This is a genomic window from Microvirga ossetica (assembly GCF_002741015.1).
Taxonomy (GTDB): domain Bacteria; phylum Pseudomonadota; class Alphaproteobacteria; order Rhizobiales; family Beijerinckiaceae; genus Microvirga; species Microvirga ossetica.
This window is the reverse complement of the sequence record NZ_CP016616.1, coordinates 4,039,403-4,056,035: the sequence shown is the minus strand read 5'-3', so window position 1 is coordinate 4,056,035 and position 16,633 is coordinate 4,039,403. Positions and strand designations below refer to the sequence as shown.

The following is a 16,633-nucleotide window of genomic DNA, read 5'->3' as shown; positions in this document are numbered from 1 at the left end:
CCTTTATGAGCCAGACTCTGAGGCCGGAGTCTGTAAGCAGATTCTGAAAAAGCAGCCGTCAATGCGCCGCCGCTTCCAGCAGCCGTGCGGCAGCCGCGCGCGCTTCCTCGGTGATCGTCGCGCCGGCGAGCATGCGGGCGATCTCCTCGCGGCGCGGCGTGGCTTCGAGCGGGATGACGCGGGTGGCGACCCGGTCTTCCTTCCCGCGCACGCCTTCCTTCGCGATGAGGAAGTGGCTTCCGGCCTTGGCGGCGACCTGCGGCGCGTGGGTGACGGCCATGACCTGGACCTTGCGCGCCAGGCGCGCCAGGCGCTGCCCGATGGCATCCGCCACCGCGCCGCCGACGCCGGTGTCGATTTCGTCGAAGACGAGGGTCGGCGCCGAGCCCTTGTCCGCCAGCACCACCTTCAGGGCCAGCATGAAGCGCGAGAGCTCGCCGCCCGACGCCACCTTCATCAGCGGCCCCGGCCGAGTGCCGGGGTTGGTCTGGGCCCAGAACTCGACGCGCTCGAAGCCGCTGGGATCGCGGCTGTCCTCGTCGGTGGAAATCTCGGTGATGAAGCGCGCCCGCTCGAGCTTGAGCGGCGGCAGCTCGGCCTGCACCGCGGCATCGAGCGCCTGCGCGGCCTTCCTGCGGCCGGCCGACAGGGTCTTGGCGGCCTTCACGTAAGCCTTGTCGGCGTCCTTGAGCGCGCTCTCCAGGCCGACGAGCTTCTCCTCGCCGGCATCGATGGCGGCCACATCCTCCTCGAAGCGCTGGCGCAGGGCGGCGAGGTCGTCGGCGGGCACGTCGTATTTGCGGGCGGCGGCACGAAGCGCGAAGAGGCGCTCCTCGGTCTGCTCCAGCTCGCGCGGATCGTATTCGGTGGCGCGGATCGCCTCTTCGAGCACGGCGCGGGCCTCGTCGATGGCGACGAGGGCGGCGTCGAGAGCCTTCACGCTGGGATCGACCAGAGCCGGCGCCTGGGCGCCGCGGCGCTCCAGCTTGCGCAACGCGGCCGAAAGCTCGGTCACGGGAGAGGTGTTGCCGGCGACCACCTCGTAGGCCTCGTTGAGGTCCTGCGCCACCTTCTCCGACTGCATCATGACGACCCGCCGCTCGGCGAGAGCCTGCTCCTCCCCGGCCAGCGGGTTGAGCTTCGTCAGCTCCTCGACCGCATGGCGCAGGAAATCGGCCTCCTTGCGGGCCTTCTCAATGCGGTTGCGATGCTCCTGCAAGGCGGTACGCGCCTCGCGGACCTTCCGCGCGGCCTCGGTGACGGCCTGGACCTCGGCGGAAAGGCCGCCGAAGGCGTCGAGGATGGTCCGGTGCGAGACGGGATCGACCAGGGCGCGGTCGTCGTGCTGGCCATGGATCTCGACCAGGGTCGTGCCGATGGCCTTGAGCACCTGGACGCTCACCGGCTGGTCGTTGACGAAGGCGCGGGTGCGCCCGTCCGCCACCTGAACACGGCGGAGGATCAGGTCTCCGTCGACGTCGATATCGGCCTCCGCCGCGATCCGGCGGGCCGGATGGTCGAGGGGACAGTCGAACACGGCGGTGACCTGGCCCTGGTTCTCGCCATGACGCACGAGGCTGCCGTCGCCGCGCCCGCCGAGGGTCAGGGCAAAGGCATCGAGCAGGATCGACTTGCCAGCGCCCGTTTCACCCGTGAGGACGCTTAAGCCCTCATGGAAATGAAGCTCAAGCCTGTCGATGAGGACGATATCGCGGATCGCCAGCTGGATGAGCATGGATGGTGAGGCTTAGCCCGTGCGCTGACTGACCTGGGGAACGCCGCGGAAGGCCTTGCTGATCCAGGACTGGGAATCCTCGCGCGGCTCGACGCCGCCCTTGGTCAGCAGGGCATGGGCATCCTTATACCAGGGAGAGTCGGGGAAGTTGTGGCCGAGAACCGCGGCGGCGGTCTGCGCCTCGCCGACGATGCCCATGGCCATATAGGCCTCGGTGAGACGCTGGAGCGCCTCTTCCACGTGGCGGGTCGTCTGGTAGCGCGAAACCACCGTGCGGAAGCGGTTGATGGCGCCGGCATAATTGCGCTTCTGCAGGTAGAAGCGGCCGACTTCCAGCTCCTTGCCGGCGAGCTGGTCGCTGGCGACCTGGAGCTTCTTGCGGGCATCCGCGGTGTATTCGGAGTTCGGATAGCGCTGGACCAGCTCCTGCAGCGCCAGGATGGCGCGCTCGGACTTCTCCTGATCGCGGGTGATGTCCGGGATCTGGTCGTAATAGGACGACGCCATCAGGTAATAGGCATAGGCCGCGTCGGTGGTGTTGGGATAGCTCTGCAGGTAGCGCTTGGACGCGGTGACGGATTCCTCATAGAAGCCGCCCTCGTAATTGGCGTAGGCCTCCATGATCAGCCCTTTGCGGGACCATTCGGAATAGGGATATTGCTTGTCGAGGGCGCTGAACTTCTTCACCGCGCCGCTGAAGTCGCCCTTCTGCACCCGGGCGAGACCGTCGTTGTAGATCTCCTCCGCAGGGGCGTTCGCCACGATCTCGGGCTTGTAGGTTTCGCTCTTGTCGAACGGGTTCAGCGACGAAAGGGACTCGCAGCCGGCGAGCCCCAGGGCGCAGACGCCGAGGATCAGAGCGCGCCCGGCGGCGCCTTTCATACCCGAATAAGCCTTCGCGAACGACATGCCTCGCGGTCCTCCAAAAACCGTGCCCGATGTTTCAACGATGCACTACGGGGTTCTTTAGCCCAAGCATAGGGGCAGAGCCAAGCCCATACGAGAGCGCATCGTGCGGAAAAGTGGATCCGGTCTTCCGCGCCGGACGATGCGCCAGTCGAGCCTGAAGGGCACCGGAACGATTCCAAAGGTGGACACCCTTTGGATCCGATGCCCTGGTTTTACCCGATAGGAATTAAAAAAGCCTGCATGCCGTCATGCGGCCAATGGGCGCTCGCCCCTCTCCGGCCGGGAGCCGGAGCGACCGGAAGCGGCCTCAGTGCATTTCCGGCGCGAGAACCGAAGCCGCCACGCTGCCGAGATCGGCATAGCTGGGCTCGCGGCGCGGCACGGCATCGACGATGGCGTAGTTGGAGCGGCTCGAGAACAGGGCCTCGAGAACCGAGAAGTTCATGCGATGACCGCCGCAATAGGAGCGGTAGGTGCTGAGCAGCGGCAGGCCGGCGAGCGAGAGGTCGCCGACCGCATCGAGAAGCTTGTGGCGGACGAACTCGTCCCCATAGCGCAAGCCCTCGGGGTTCATGATGCCATCGTCGCCGATGGCGACGGTGTTCTCCAGGGAGGCGCCCAGCGCGAAGCCGGCGCTCCAGAGCTTCTCCACGTCGCGCATGAACCCGAAGGTGCGGGCGCGGGAGATCTCGCGGCGGAAGACCGACGGGGACAGGTCGACGGCCTTGCGCTGACGGCCGATCACCGGGGTCGGGAAATCGATCTCCACGTCGAGGCGGAAGCCGCGCTCGTTGGGAAGAAGCTCGGCGAAGGCCTTGCCCTGCGTGACGCGGACGGGATTGAGAACCTTCAGGTAGCGGCGGGTCACGCCCTGCATGGCGATGCCGACCTGGTCGATGGCATCGATGAAGGGAGCCGAGCTGCCGTCGAGGATCGGAACCTCGGGCCCGTCGATCTCGACGAGCACGTTGTCGATGCCGAGGCCTGTAAGGGCCGCCATGAGATGTTCGATGGTGGCGACCGCGCCCGTATCGCGGTCGCCGATGACCGTGCACAGCTCCGTGGCGGTGACCGCCAGGTGCCGTGCGTCGATCAGCCGGTCCAGGCCGCCCGGGAGACCCGTGCGGAGAAAAGCAATGCCATGGTTCGCTTCTGCCGGATGAAGGATCATCTTCACTTCATCCCCGGAATGAACTCCGGTTCCTACGAGGGTCACGGCGGCGCGAAGCGTGGTTTGCTGGCTTTGCTTCATTATTCCTGAACCTCAACTACCCTTGTCGCCTCTAGAGCCTGTTTGCGCCGGGAAAGCCGCATTTGCTGCTTTGTGCTTCCGTCCGGCAGGCTTCTCTTAGCGCTGCCCCTTTTGATGTGTAGGCACCATAGTCCCGCTGTCAGGCTAGGCCAAATCACGCTTTCTTACCGTGTGTTACAATTTGAATAACGCGCAAGGCCTTGAAATTAATAGATTTTTAACAAACGAAGACCCCCAGCCGTTGCGAGCTGGGGGTCATTTGTAACAATCGTGACGGGACGTGGCGCCCGGTCAGTTGGCCTGGCGGCGCAGGAAGGCCGGAATCTCGAGCTGATCGTCTTCCGACGATGCCCGGGGCGCCGGAGCCATCTGGCCCTGGGGCGGACGCTGGGCCTGAGGCGGAGCCGGCCGGCGGGCGTACTCGGCGTGAACCGAGGACATCTGCTGACGGGGGGCCTCCTGGCGGGGCTCGGCGGGAGCCTGCTGCGGCTCCTCGCGGCGGCCGAAGCCGATGGTCGCGAGGCGCTGGATCAGCGAGGGCTTGTGCTCCTGGGCCGGTTCCTCGCCGCGGCTGGCGCGGATCTGGTTCTGAGCCGGCACCGGCAGCTCGTCGATTCGCGGCATCCGGGCGGGACGCATGGCGCGCTCCGCCTGCGGCGGGATGAAGGAGCCCTGCTCCATCGGCTCGTCATAGGCCTGCGCCTGGGAAGCGGGAGCATCGTAGGCCACCGCGTGGCGCGGCTGCGCCGGGGTCAGGACCACATCGTCGCGAACCACCGGCTGGGGAGCGTGCTCCACCGGCTGGGCCGCGGCGACGGGCGCCGCGACGGGAGCCTGAGCGTGGATGGGCGTGCCCTGGCTCAGGATCGGAGCCGCCTTCACCGGTTCGGCTGGGGCGGCCGCGCGAAAGGTCGGCGTGGCCTGGGGCGGCGTGGCGCGGGCCCGGGCCTCGGCGCGCAGGCGCTCGGCCACTTCGGAGATCCGCTGCTCGGTCGCCGTGAGATCGCCGCCGTTCTCCAGGAGAGCGTGATCGATACCGGTCGCCACGACGGAGACGCGGATGATGCCTTCCAGGCTCTCGTCGAAGGTCGCGCCGAGGATGATGTTGGCATCCTGGTCCACTTCCTCGCGGATGCGGGTCGCAGCTTCGTCGAGCTCGTAGAGGGTCAGGTCGTTGCCGCCGGTGATCGAGATCAGCAGGCCGCGTGCGCCCTTCATCGACACGTCGTCGAGGAGCGGGTTGGCGATGGCCGCTTCCGCGGCGCGGATCGCGCGCTTCTCGCCGGAGGCTTCGCCCGTGCCCATCATCGCCTTGCCCATGCCGCGCATGACGGAGCGCACGTCGGCGAAGTCGAGGTTGATGAGGCCTTCCTTCACCATCAGGTCGGTGATGCAGGCGACGCCCGAGTAGAGCACCTGATCGGCCATGGCGAAGGCGTCCGCGAAGGTCGTCTTCTCGGTGGCGACGCGGAACAGGTTCTGGTTCGGGATCACGATGAGCGTGTCGACCGCCTGCTGCAGCTCGTTGATGCCGGCCTCCGCCAAACGCATGCGGCGCACGCCTTCGAACTGGAACGGCTTCGTGACGACGCCCACAGTCAGTATACCGAGCTCGCGGGCCGCCCGGGCCACGACGGGAGCGGCACCCGTGCCGGTGCCGCCGCCCATGCCGGCGGTGATGAACACCATGTGCGAACCTGCGAGCTGATCGCGGATTTCGTCGATCACCTCTTCGGCGGCGGCGCGCCCGACTTCCGGCTGTGAGCCGGCGCCGAGGCCTTCCGTCACCTGAATGCCCATCTGGACTACGCGCTGCGCCTTGGAAGAGGCCAGTGCCTGAGCGTCTGTGTTCGACACCACGAACTCGACGCCCTCCAGACCGGATTCAATCATGTTGTTCACGGCATTGCCGCCGGCACCGCCGACGCCGAACACCGTGATATGCGGCCTGAGTTCCCGGATGTCCGGAGCTTGCTGATTGATAGCCATGACCTGTGCCTCTTCTGGCCTTATACCGATGAGCGTTTGGCGGACGCTGACCTTTGTTGACTTGAACTCTTCACGATGGCCCGCCGCGCCAACGCGTTACGCATTTAGAAACTATCGCGAATCCACCGGCCCACCCGCGAGAAGTAGCCGTCGGTTCCCGTACTCTGAAACAAGCCGCTGGATTGCGGCTCGAAATACTCGATATGCGCCACCTGCGGATAAACCAGGAGGCCGACCACCGCCGAGAAGGCAGGGCCCTTCGCCGCTTCGGGCAGACCCTTGATGCCGAGCGGACGCCCGACACGAACCTGGCCCTGCAAGATGCGGCGCGCCGTTTCCGGCAGCCCGACGAGCTGGCTTGCGCCGCCCGTCAGCACGACCCGCCGTCCGGCCTGGGCCGCAAAGCCCGCGCCTTTCAGCCGATCGCGCACGAGTTCGAGAACCTCCTCGACCCGCGGCTTGATGATGCGAACGAGGTGCGATTTCGGCAGATGGTTCGGAACGTCCCGTTCGTCCTCATCGACCTGCGGCACCGCGATCATGTCCCGATCGTCCGCGCTCGAAGAGATCGCGGAGCCGTAGAAAGTCTTGAGCCGCTCGGCGGCGGAGACGCGGGTCGTGAGACCGCGCGCGATGTCCATCGTCACGTGATGGCCGCCGACGGCGATGGCATCGGAATGCACCAGATGCCCGTTGGAGAAAATGCCGACGCTGGTGGTGCCGCCGCCCATGTCGACCACGGCGCAGCCCATGTCCGCCTCGTCGTCGACGAGGGCTGAGAGACCCGCCGCGTAAGGCGTGGCGATGACCGCCTCGACGCCGAGATGGCAGCGCTCGACGGCGAGCATCAGGTTGCGCGCAGCCGCGGCCTCGGAGGTGACCACATGCAGATCCGCGCCGAGCCGCTCGCCGATCATGCCGGCAGGGTCGACGATGTGGTTCTGCGCATCGAGCGAGAAGCCGGTGGGCAGAGCGTGCAGGACGGTGCGGCCGCGCCGCAGGTCGTAGCTCGATGCGGCATCGAGCACGCGATGCACGTCGCCCGAGCTGACCGCGCCGCGCACGGGGACATGCGCCTCGAAATGCTCGGAGGCGAGACGGCCGCCGGTGAGGTTTACGATTACCGACTGGATCTCGACCTTCGCCATCCGCTCGGCCGCATGCACCGCCTGACGGATCGCGGACTCCGCCGCTTCCAGATCGACGACCACGCCGCCCTTGAGGCCGACGGAACGCTGATGGCCGATGCCGAGGATGCGCGCCACATGGGTGCGGCTGCGCAGCGACTCGACCTCGTCGGCCGGCCGCAGTTCCGCCACGACGCAGACGACCTTGCTCGTGCCCACATCGAGGACCGAGAGAATGGCGCTCTTGCGCGCGGAGAGCGGCTTCAAGCGGGGCGTCAAACCGTGACCCGAGAGACTCATGTATCGACCCCCTTGCCGCGCATTGGTTTTTTCTTGAGTGCCTCGGCGCGGGCCAGGGCTGCCTCTTCCGTCAAGCGGACGACGACGCGATCGGCCATGCGCAGATCGATCGCCAGCACGTCCTTTTCCAGAATCTTCTGCTCGTTCTCGAGCTTCACGAGCCGGGCCAGCGCATCGGCGGCCTTCAGCTCCGGCAGGCGCACGTCCATGCCGTTGTCCATCTTGAGCGTCCAGCGCCGTCCGGCGACGAGCGTGCCGGCGCGAACGCGATGCTTGAGCGGGCCTGCAGCCTCGATCAACGCAAGGTAATCCTTGTTGCGCGTGTTGGCGCCCTCGCCCACCACGAAGGGCAGGTCGAGATAGCGCTCGTCCTGCATCAGGTCGATCACCGTGCCGTCGGCGGCAATGACGAACAGCTCGCCGTTGTTCTGCCAGATGGCATGCGCCTCGCGCTCGGTGAGCGTGATGACGAGCTCGTTCGGATAGAGCTTGCGCACGGTCGCCGACTTGACCATCGGAACGCGCTCGAGGCGCTCGCGCAGGCCGTTCACGTCGAGGAAGGCGAGCGAGAGCTTGGAATTGATGCCGGCGGCCGCAAGAACCTCGTTCTCGCCCATCTGCGAGATGCCGGAGATCGTCACCTGCTCGAGACCGAGGCCGACGGCGCGGGCCAGCGCATGATGCGGCTCGCCGTAATCGCGGATGAAGCCGTCGATATGGCCGCCCTGCCACAGGCCGAACCCGATGACGACGGAAAAGAAGCCGACGGCGAGGCCGCTGCCGAGAAAACGCGGCAGGCGCTGCTCGATCGGAACGCCGGCCGAGCGCCGGCGCACGCCGCGGGAGGCACCGAACAGCTTCTTGATTCGCGGGGGATTTTTGAACTGGGACGAAGCGCCGCCTCGGTTGCCGGAGGCGGCGCGCGCAACGGCGATTCCGGCCGGGTAGGCCGTCATCGGTTGCAGGTAGCGTCCTCCACCATCCATTGCACAAGCTCGCCAAACGAATAGCCCGCGTGGGCTGCCAGTTCTGGCACCAAGCTCGTCTCGGTCATGCCGGGTTGCGTGTTGACCTCGAGTACCACGAGTTCCCCGGTTCCTCCCGGAGTATCGTCGTATCGCAAGTCGGCGCGGCTGATTCCCCGACAGCCGAGCGCTTGATGCGCCGTTAACGCCAACTCTTGGACCTTTTGGTAAATATTCGGTTTAATTTCTGCCGGGAGGACGTGAATGGAGCCCCCCTTCACATATTTTGCGTCGTAGTCGTAGAAGACCCCGGTGGCGGGCTGGATGTCGATGACCCCGAGCGCCCTGTCGCCCATGACCGCGCAGGTCAGCTCGCGGCCCGCAACATAAGATTCCACAAGGACTTGCTCGCCGTAGGCCCAATCCTCCCGGGTCAGTTCCTGGGGCGGATGGGAACGGTCCTCGCGCACGATGATGACGCCCACCGAGGAGCCCTCGTTGACCGGCTTGATCACATAAGGAGCCGGCAGGACGTGGCTTTTCGCCGCCTCCGAACGGTTAACGACCATGCCGCGCGGAACGGGCACGCCGGCCGCCGCCATGACGATTTTGGCCTTGTCCTTCTGCATGGCGAGCGCCGAGGCGAGGACGCCGGAATGGGTATAGGGGATTCTTAAGACTTCCAGCAGACCCTGGATCGTTCCGTCCTCGCCCACGCGCCCGTGGAGCGCGTTGAACACCACATCCGGCGAAACGGCCTGCAGGACGGTGGCGATATCGGGCTGCACGTCGATGGGGGTGACCTTATAGCCCTGCCCCTCCAGCGCCTTGCAGCATGCCCGGCCCGAAGCCAGGCTCACCTCGCGCTCCGCCGACCAGCCGCCATAAAGGATGGCAACATGCTTCGCCATGGGTCTCTCCCGTCATGCGCCCGGCGACACCGGGATGATTAAGTGATTCGGATCAGGCCTCAGCGCATCGTGCGGAAAAGTGGCACCGGTTTTCCGCGTCCAACGATGCGTTGCTTAACGATTTGAGCATCGGATCTATCCCAAAAGTGGGTCCACTTTTGGGTCCGATGCTCTGGCGGTCCCAACCCGCTTGATTTCCCATTCGAGCTCGACGCCGGACGTCTCGCGGACGCGGCGGCGCACCTCTTCGCCCAGGCCCTCGATATCGGCGGCGGAGGCGGAGCCGTGATTGATCAGGAAGTTGCAATGCATCTCGGACACCTGCGCATCGCCGATGCGAAGCCCCCGGCAGCCAGCCTCATCGACCAGCTGCCAGGCCTTCCTGCCCGGCGGGTTCTTGAAGGTGGAGCCGCCAGTGCGGGTGTTGACGGGCTGCGTCGAGGAGCGCGCCTCGGTGATGGCGTTCATCTCGGCGAGAATCTCGGCCGGATCGCCGGGACGGCCTTCGAACAGGGCCTCGGTGAAGATCACGTCGTCCGGCACGCCCGCATGGCGATAGGTGAAGCCCATCTGCGCATTGGTGAAGCTCACCGCCTCGCCGGTGCGGGTGAGGGCCCTGGCCTCGACGAGCACGTCCTTCGTCTCGCCGCCATAGGCGCCGCCATTCATGCGCAGGGCGCCGCCGATGGCGCCGGGAATGCCGCGCAGGAACGAGAGACCCGCGATGCCGGCCTCGGCCGCCGCGCGCGCCACCTTGACGTCGGGCGCGCCGGCGCCGGAGCGCACGCGATGGTCCGGCTCGACCGACACGTCGGCGAAGCCCTTGCCTAACCGAATGACAACGCCTTCCCATCCACCGTCGCGGATGAGCAGGTTGGAGCCCAAGCCCACGACGAGCACGGGCACCTGCCGATCGAGGCGCTGCAGAAAATACGCGAGATCGTCCGCGTCCGCCGGCGTGAACAGCACCTGCGCCGGTCCACCCGTGCGGAACCAGGAGAGCGGCGCCGTCGGCGCATTCGCCTCCAGCTTGCCGCGCAGTTCGGGCATGCCGGTCTTCAGGTCGGGAACGATATCAGGAAACATGATGCGCCCCTTCACTCACAACCTGCGGAGCGAAGCTACCGACTCCCTGTGCCCTCATCCTGAGGAGCCGCGAAGCGGCGTCTCGAAGGAGGATCCAGCGCTCTCTTGATCCTCCTTCGAGACGGATTGCTGACGCAATCCTCCTCAGGATGAGGACTGAGGTTGGAACAGAAGGGCTTGTACTGAGGCTCGTCACTTTCAAGCCGCCTTCTCGCCCAGATGCTCGAGCTCGCCCGGCAGCGCATAGGCCCATTGAGTGATGTTGCCGGCCCCTAAGCAGATCACGTAGTCGCCGGGCTTCGCGATGCCCTTGATGAGGCCGGCGAGATCCTCCGACTTTTCGAGCGCCATCACGTTGCGGTGTCCGCGCGCCTTCAGGCCGGAGACGAGGCCGTCACGGTCGGCGCCCGGGATCGGCTGCTCGCCCGCCGCATAGACCGGCGCGACGATGACCGCATCCGCATCGTTGAAGCAGGTGCAGAACTGATCGAACAGGGACGAGAGGCGAGAATAGCGGTGCGGCTGCACCACGGCGATGACCTGCCCGTCCGTCGAGGCGCGCGCCGCTTTCAGCACCGCCGCGATCTCGATGGGATGGTGGCCGTAATCGTCGAACACCGTGACGCCGTTCCACTCGCCCGTGCGGGTGAAGCGGCGCTTCACACCACCGAAGCCGGCAAGCGCCTTGCGAATCGCATCGGGCGAGACGCCGAGCTCATGCGCAACCGCAATCGCAGCGGTGGCATTGAGCGCGTTGTGCGCGCCCGGCATCGGCAGCACGAGGTCTTCCAGCTCGAGGCGGAAGCCGGGGCGGCGATCGCGGATCATGACGCGGAACTTGGTCTGTCCGCCGCGCGGATCGACATCCATGATGCGCACATCCGCCTGCGGGTTCTCGCCGTAGGTGATGATGCGCCTGTCCTCGATGCGGCCGACGAGATCCTGCACGGTCGGGTGGTCGATGCACATCACCGCGAAGCCGTAGAACGGGATCGAGTTGATGAAGGAATGGAAGGCATCCTTGATCGCATCGAAGGTGCCGAAATGGTCGAGATGCTCGGCGTCGATATTGGTGACGATGGCGACATCCGCGGGCAGCTTCAGGAAGGTGCCGTCGGATTCGTCCGCCTCCACCACCATCCACTGGCCGTCGCCCATGCGGGCATTGGTGCCGTAGGCATTGATGATGCCGCCGTTGATGACCGTCGGATCGAGGCCGCCCGCGTCGAGCAGCGTCGCGACGAGCGATGTCGTGGTGGTCTTGCCGTGGGTGCCCGCCACCGCGACGCAGGACTTGAAGCGCATCAGCTCGGCGAGCATCTCGGCGCGGCGCACGACCGGCAGCCGCTTCTCGCGGGCGACGATCAGCTCCGGGTTGTCGCGCTTGATGGCGGTGGACACCACCACGATCTCGGCGTTCTCCACGTTCTCCGCCTTGTGGCCGATGAAGGTCTTGATGCCCTTATCGTTGAGGCGCTTGACGTTGTAGTTGTCGGCGGCGTCGGAGCCCTGCACCGTGTAGCCCAGATTGTGCATGACCTCGGCGATGCCCGACATGCCGATGCCGCCGATGCCGATGAAATGAATGGGACCAAGCTTCGGCGGCAGTTTCATGGGTTTTTTCCGTTATTGTTCGAAGAAATGAGGGCGAGGACGACCTGAGCCAGCCGCTCCGCCGCATCCGTGATGCTGGCGCTATGTGCGGCGGCCGCGGCTCTCGTCAAGCGGTCAGGCTCTTGAAAAAAGAGCTGAATCTCGTTTGCCAGCCGCTCAGGGGTGAAGTCCGATTGCGGACAAACGATGGCAGCGCCAAGGTCTCCAAGGGTTTTGGCGTTGGCGGCCTGGTCCTGATCGAGGGAGCCCGGCAGGGGCACGAGGATCGAGGGGCGGCCGATCACGGCGAGTTCCGCCACGGTCGAGGCGCCCGAACGGGAAACGACCAGATGGGCCTGCGCCAGCCTTTGCGGCAGATCCTTGAAGAAGGGCTCGGCCTCGAATTCCACACCCATTTTCCGGTAATGCTCGCGGACCCGCTCCAGATCCTCGCCCCGCGCCTGCTGGGTGACGACAAGGCGGGCGCGCAGGTCCGGCGGCAGCCGTTCGACGGCGGGCGGCACCACGTCGCTCATCACCCGGGCGCCCTGACTTCCGCCGACCACGAGGAGACGAAGCTTTCCATTGGTTTCCAGGCTCGCATAGGGCTGTTTCGCGGCGTCCAGCACAGCCGGGCGGATCGGGTTTCCGGTGTGGACGAGCTTGCCCGGCACGTTCGCCGGAACGCCCTTGATGTCGGCAAATCCCGTCGCGATCACGGTCGCGCGGCGGGCGAGCAGGCGGTTGGCGCGTCCCATCACGCCGTTCGCCTCATGGATCACGCTCGGCACCTTGAGGAACGATGCGGCCAACACCGGCGGCACGGTGGGATAGCCGCCAAAGCCCACGACGACGGCCGGCTTCAGCCTGCGGATGTGGGAAGCCGCCTTGAGCGTCCCCTGCCCGAGCATGAGCAAGGCCCTGGCCATCTGCGGCAGCGAGCGGCCGGAGGGCGTGGCGGACGGAATCTCGACGATCTCGTCGGCTGGGAAAGAGCCCGCATAGGCATTGGCGCGCTTGTCGGTGGCGAGCGCCACCCTCGCGCCGGATGCCTTGAGCGCATTGGCGAGCGCCTCGGCCGGAAACAGATGACCGCCGGTGCCGCCGGCGGTCAGGAGGATCAGCGGAGCGTTCATCCCCGCGCCCCGTCCTGATTGAAGTGATCCATCATCTCGGCGCGCGGACGGCGGCGCGTCAGTGCGATCAGGAAGCCCATGCCGAGGGCGAGCGAAAGCAGCGACGAGCCGCCATAGGAAATGAAGGGCAGCGTCATGCCCTTGGCCGGCATGAGATGCACGTTCACCATCATGTTTATGCAGGCCTGCAGGCCGAACATGAAGATCAGGCCCGTGGCAGCAAGGCGGCAGAACGTGTCCTCGTTGCGGCGCGCGAGGCTGAGGCCGCGCAGCACGATAAAGGCGAAGACGATGAGCAGCAGGATGCAGACGACGATGCCGAACTCCTCGGCCGTGACGGCGAAGATGAAGTCGGTATGTGCGTCGGGCAGGATGCGCTTGACCGAGCCTTCGCCCGGACCGCGCCCGAGCCAGCCGCCGCGGGAGAATGATTCCATGGCCGTATCGACCTGGAAGGTGTCGCCGGATTCCTTGTCGAGGAAGCGCTCGATGCGGGCGCGCACGTGCGGCAGGAACTCATAGGCCGCGACAATGCCCACAAGCCCGGCGCCGCCGAGACCCATCACCCAGAACCAATGCAGGCCGGCGACGAAGAACAGGCCGCACCACACGATGGTGACAAGCATGGTCTGGCCGAAATCGGGCTGGAGGATGAGCGGAATGATGGTGGCCGGCAACAGCAGGAAGGCCAGCAGCGTGCCCGGCACGTCCCTGCGCCGCGCGCCTTCCGAGAACGCCCAGGCGGAGAGCACCACGAAGGCGGGCTTCACGAATTCGGACGGCTGCAGGCCAAGCGGACCGATCATGATCCAGCGATGCGCGCCCTTGATCTCGGGACCGTATTGAAACGCCAGCAGGATCAGGACCATTCCCATCGCATAGACCCCGAGGGCCAGGCGGCGCAGATGGCGCAGCGACAGGAACGAGACCGTGATCATGATGCACAAAGCCGGGACGAGGAACATCACCTGCCGGTTCACGAAATGGAAGGTCGACAGGCCGAGCCGCTCCGCGACCGGCGGCCCGCCGGCCATGAGGAAGACGAGACCGGCGAGCATGAGGATGGCGAGGCCTGCGAGCAGAAGGCGGTCGACCGTCCACCACCAATCGCCGAAAGCCGAGCGTTCCGCGCGAGACACCATCTTCAAGCCCCCTTGGCTTCGATGCCGGGCAAGGCCCGGACCAGATCGCGGAAATGGTTTCCGCGCACTTCGTAATTTGGAAATTGATCGTATGACGCGCAGGCGGGCGAGAGCAGGACGACGGCGGCGCTGCCCAGCGCCTGCGCATCCGCCGCCGCCTGTGCCACCGCCTTGTCGAGGGTGCCGCTATGGACATGCGGCACGGCATCGCCGAGCGTCTTTGCAAATTCGTCGGCCGCTGCGCCGATGAGATAGGCCTTGCGGATCTTCGGGAAATATCGTGTGAGCGGCTCGATGCCGCCCTCCTTCGCCTTGCCGCCGGCGATCCACAGAATGTCGTCGAAGGATTTCAGCGCCTTCTCGGTGGAATCCGCATTGGTGGCCTTCGAGTCGTTGATGAACAGGGTCGATCCGATGCGGCCGACCTCCTCCATACGATGCGGGAGGCCGGGGAAAGTGTGGAGGCCGGATCGGATCGCCTCAGGCGAAACGTTCAGGGCCAGAGCGACGGCAATGGCCGCAGCGGCATTCTGCGCATTGTGCGCGCCGCGCAGCGAACCGATGCCCGAGAGGGTGGCCACCGGCGCCGTACCGGCCTCCGTCACGCCGACGAGCGTTTCGCCATCCGCAAACACGCCCTTGACGCTGAGCGGCTCGACCGAAATGCGGGCGACGTTCACGCCGTTTGCTTCGCAGGCCTCGGCGATCGCACGGCTCATCGGGTCGTCGACGCCGATCACGGCGAGGCCCGCCTTGGATACCAGCCGCTCCTTGATCGCCGCATAGAGCTCCATCGTCCCATGCCGGTCGATGTGATCAGGTGAGAGGTTGAGATGGACGCCGATGGTAGGCGCGAGCGAGGGGGCGAGGTCGATCTGGAACGAGGAGCACTCGATCACGTGGATGCGATTGTCGGCGGGCGGCTCGAGCGACAGGATCGCGGTGCCGATATTGCCGCCCATCTGCACATCCCGGCCGGACTCGCGCAGGATATGCGCGATGAGCGCCGTCGTCGTCGACTTGCCGTTGGTGCCGGTGATGGCAACGAGCGGCGCGTTCGGCGCGATCCTGGCCCGCTCGCGGCAGAACAGCTCGATATCGCCGATGATCTCGACGCCCGCCTCTTTTGCCAGCTTCGCCGACCAATGCGGCTCGGGATGGGTCAGCGGCACGCCCGGTGAGAGAATGAAGGACGAGACTTTTGACCAGTCGGCGTTGCGCAGGTCGGCGGTCTCGATGCCCTTCGCGTTGGCCTCTTCCATCTTCGCCGGGTTGTCGTCGGAGGCGATCACGTGCGCCCCGCCTGCCTTCAGGGCAAGCGCCGTCGCCAGCCCCGATCCGCCGAGGCCGAAGAGGGCGACCGTTCTGCCGGCGAAGGTGGTGACGGGAACCATGCGCCTTACCGCAGCTTGAGGGTGGCGAGGCCGGTGAGCGCCAGCACGACGGCGATGATCCAGAAGCGGATCACCACCTGCGGCTCGGTCCAGCCCAGCTGCTCGAAATGGTGGTGGATCGGCGCCATCTTGAAGACGCGCTTGCCCGTGAGCTTGAACGACGTGACCTGGATGATCACCGACATGATCTCGAGCACGAACAGGCCGCCGACGATGGCGAGAACGAACTCGTGCTTGGCCGCCACCGCGATGGCGCCGAGCATGCCGCCGAGAGCCAGTGACCCCGTGTCGCCCATGAAGATCTGGGCCGGCGGCGCATTGAACCAGAGGAAGCCCAACCCCGCCCCGATGAGCGCGCCGCAGAGCACCGCGAGCTCGCCGGTGCCGGGGATGAAATGGATCTGCAGGTAGTTGGAGAACACCGCGTTGCCGGAGAGATAGGCGATGAAGCCGAAGGTGCCGCCGGCGATCATCACCGGCACGATGGCGAGACCGTCGAGACCGTCGGTGATGTTCACTGCATTGCCGGCGCCGACGATCACGAAGCCGGCGAAGACGATGTAGAACCATCCGAGATTGAAGATAAGGTCCTTGGAGAAGGGCAGCGCCAGCTTGTTGGCGAGGCCCGGCGTCGCCATGTACGAGATCGCAATGCACGCAATGGCTGCGATCAGCGCCTCGATGGCGAGGCGCGAGCGACCGGAGAAGCCCTTGTGCGACTGCTTCGTCACCTTCAGGTAATCGTCGTAGAAGCCGATGGCGCCGAAGCCCACGGTGACGAACAGAACGATCCACACATAGTGATTTTCGAGATTCGCCCAGAGCAGGGTCGAGATCAGCACGCCGGCGAGGATCATCAGGCCGCCCATGGTGGGCGTGCCGCGCTTCGTCAGCAGATGCGATTGCGGGCCGTCCTCGCGGATAGGCTGTCCCTTGCCCTGGCGCAGGCGCAGGAGCGAGATCATCCACGGGCCGAACAGGAAGACGATCAGCAAGCCGGTCGCCGTCGCGCCGCCGGTGCGGAACGTGATGTAGCGGAAGATGTTGAGGGGGCTGAAATAGGGGCTGAGCTCAGCCAACCAGGTTAACATCGA

13 protein-coding genes are annotated in these 16,633 nt (G+C 66.0%); all 13 read right to left on the bottom strand.

The features are described 5' to 3' along the window. Positions 1 to 58: 58 nt before the first annotated feature. The 13 genes from recN to mraY all read right to left on the bottom strand — a co-directional run bounded on the left by recN (position 59) and on the right by mraY (position 16,630). On the bottom strand, positions 59 to 1,735 hold the full coding sequence (recN, locus tag BB934_RS19340; protein WP_099511090.1) for a DNA repair protein RecN: 1,677 nt from the start codon (positions 1,733 to 1,735) through the stop codon (positions 59 to 61). A gap of 12 nt (positions 1,736 to 1,747) precedes the next feature. After that, positions 1,748 to 2,644: an outer membrane protein assembly factor BamD gene (locus tag BB934_RS19335; protein ID WP_173909471.1), complete on the bottom strand. Its 897-nt coding sequence runs from the start codon at positions 2,642 to 2,644 to the stop codon at positions 1,748 to 1,750. 307 nt (positions 2,645 to 2,951) lie between these two features. Beyond that, entirely contained in the window at positions 2,952 to 3,896 is a 945-nt protein-coding gene (gene lpxC / locus BB934_RS19330) for a UDP-3-O-acyl-N-acetylglucosamine deacetylase (RefSeq protein ID WP_099511089.1), read from the bottom strand. Between the two features lie 291 nt (positions 3,897 to 4,187). Continuing rightward, a complete protein-coding gene (ftsZ, locus tag BB934_RS19325; protein ID WP_099511088.1) occupies positions 4,188 to 5,885 on the bottom strand; it encodes a cell division protein FtsZ in 1,698 nt (565 codons plus the stop codon). Between the two features lie 104 nt (positions 5,886 to 5,989). Then, the gene (ftsA, locus tag BB934_RS19320) at positions 5,990 to 7,312 is read right to left on the bottom strand and encodes a cell division protein FtsA (RefSeq protein WP_099511087.1); all 1,323 of its coding nucleotides are present in this window, start codon (positions 7,310 to 7,312) and stop codon (positions 5,990 to 5,992) included. Then, complete coding sequence (locus BB934_RS19315; protein WP_099511086.1) at positions 7,309 to 8,298, bottom strand: cell division protein FtsQ/DivIB; 990 nt, start codon at positions 8,296 to 8,298, stop codon at positions 7,309 to 7,311. The genes ftsA and BB934_RS19315 overlap by 4 nt, the downstream gene beginning before the upstream one ends. After that, positions 8,265 to 9,188, bottom strand: coding sequence for a D-alanine--D-alanine ligase (locus BB934_RS19310; protein ID WP_099511085.1), 924 nt, complete (start codon positions 9,186 to 9,188; stop codon positions 8,265 to 8,267). The genes BB934_RS19315 and BB934_RS19310 overlap by 34 nt, the downstream gene beginning before the upstream one ends. Positions 9,189 to 9,323: 135 nt before the next feature. Continuing rightward, entirely contained in the window at positions 9,324 to 10,274 is a 951-nt protein-coding gene (gene murB, locus BB934_RS19305) for a UDP-N-acetylmuramate dehydrogenase (RefSeq protein WP_099511084.1), read from the bottom strand. A gap of 198 nt (positions 10,275 to 10,472) precedes the next feature. Next, the gene (gene murC, locus BB934_RS19300) at positions 10,473 to 11,888 is read right to left on the bottom strand and encodes a UDP-N-acetylmuramate--L-alanine ligase (protein WP_099511083.1); all 1,416 of its coding nucleotides are present in this window, start codon (positions 11,886 to 11,888) and stop codon (positions 10,473 to 10,475) included. Next, the gene (murG, locus tag BB934_RS19295; RefSeq protein ID WP_099511082.1) at positions 11,885 to 13,003 is read right to left on the bottom strand and encodes an undecaprenyldiphospho-muramoylpentapeptide beta-N-acetylglucosaminyltransferase; all 1,119 of its coding nucleotides are present in this window, start codon (positions 13,001 to 13,003) and stop codon (positions 11,885 to 11,887) included. Before murG ends, murC begins: the two co-directional genes overlap by 4 nt. Beyond that, entirely contained in the window at positions 13,000 to 14,145 is a 1,146-nt protein-coding gene (locus tag BB934_RS19290) for an FtsW/RodA/SpoVE family cell cycle protein (RefSeq protein ID WP_099511081.1), read from the bottom strand. The genes murG and BB934_RS19290 overlap by 4 nt, the downstream gene beginning before the upstream one ends. 2 nt (positions 14,146 to 14,147) lie before the next feature. Then, entirely contained in the window at positions 14,148 to 15,539 is a 1,392-nt protein-coding gene (gene murD, locus BB934_RS19285; RefSeq protein ID WP_099511080.1) for a UDP-N-acetylmuramoyl-L-alanine--D-glutamate ligase, read from the bottom strand. Between the two features lie 5 nt (positions 15,540 to 15,544). Next, complete coding sequence (mraY, locus tag BB934_RS19280) at positions 15,545 to 16,630, bottom strand: phospho-N-acetylmuramoyl-pentapeptide-transferase (RefSeq protein WP_099511079.1); 1,086 nt, start codon at positions 16,628 to 16,630, stop codon at positions 15,545 to 15,547. Between the last annotated feature and the right edge of the window lie 3 nt (positions 16,631 to 16,633).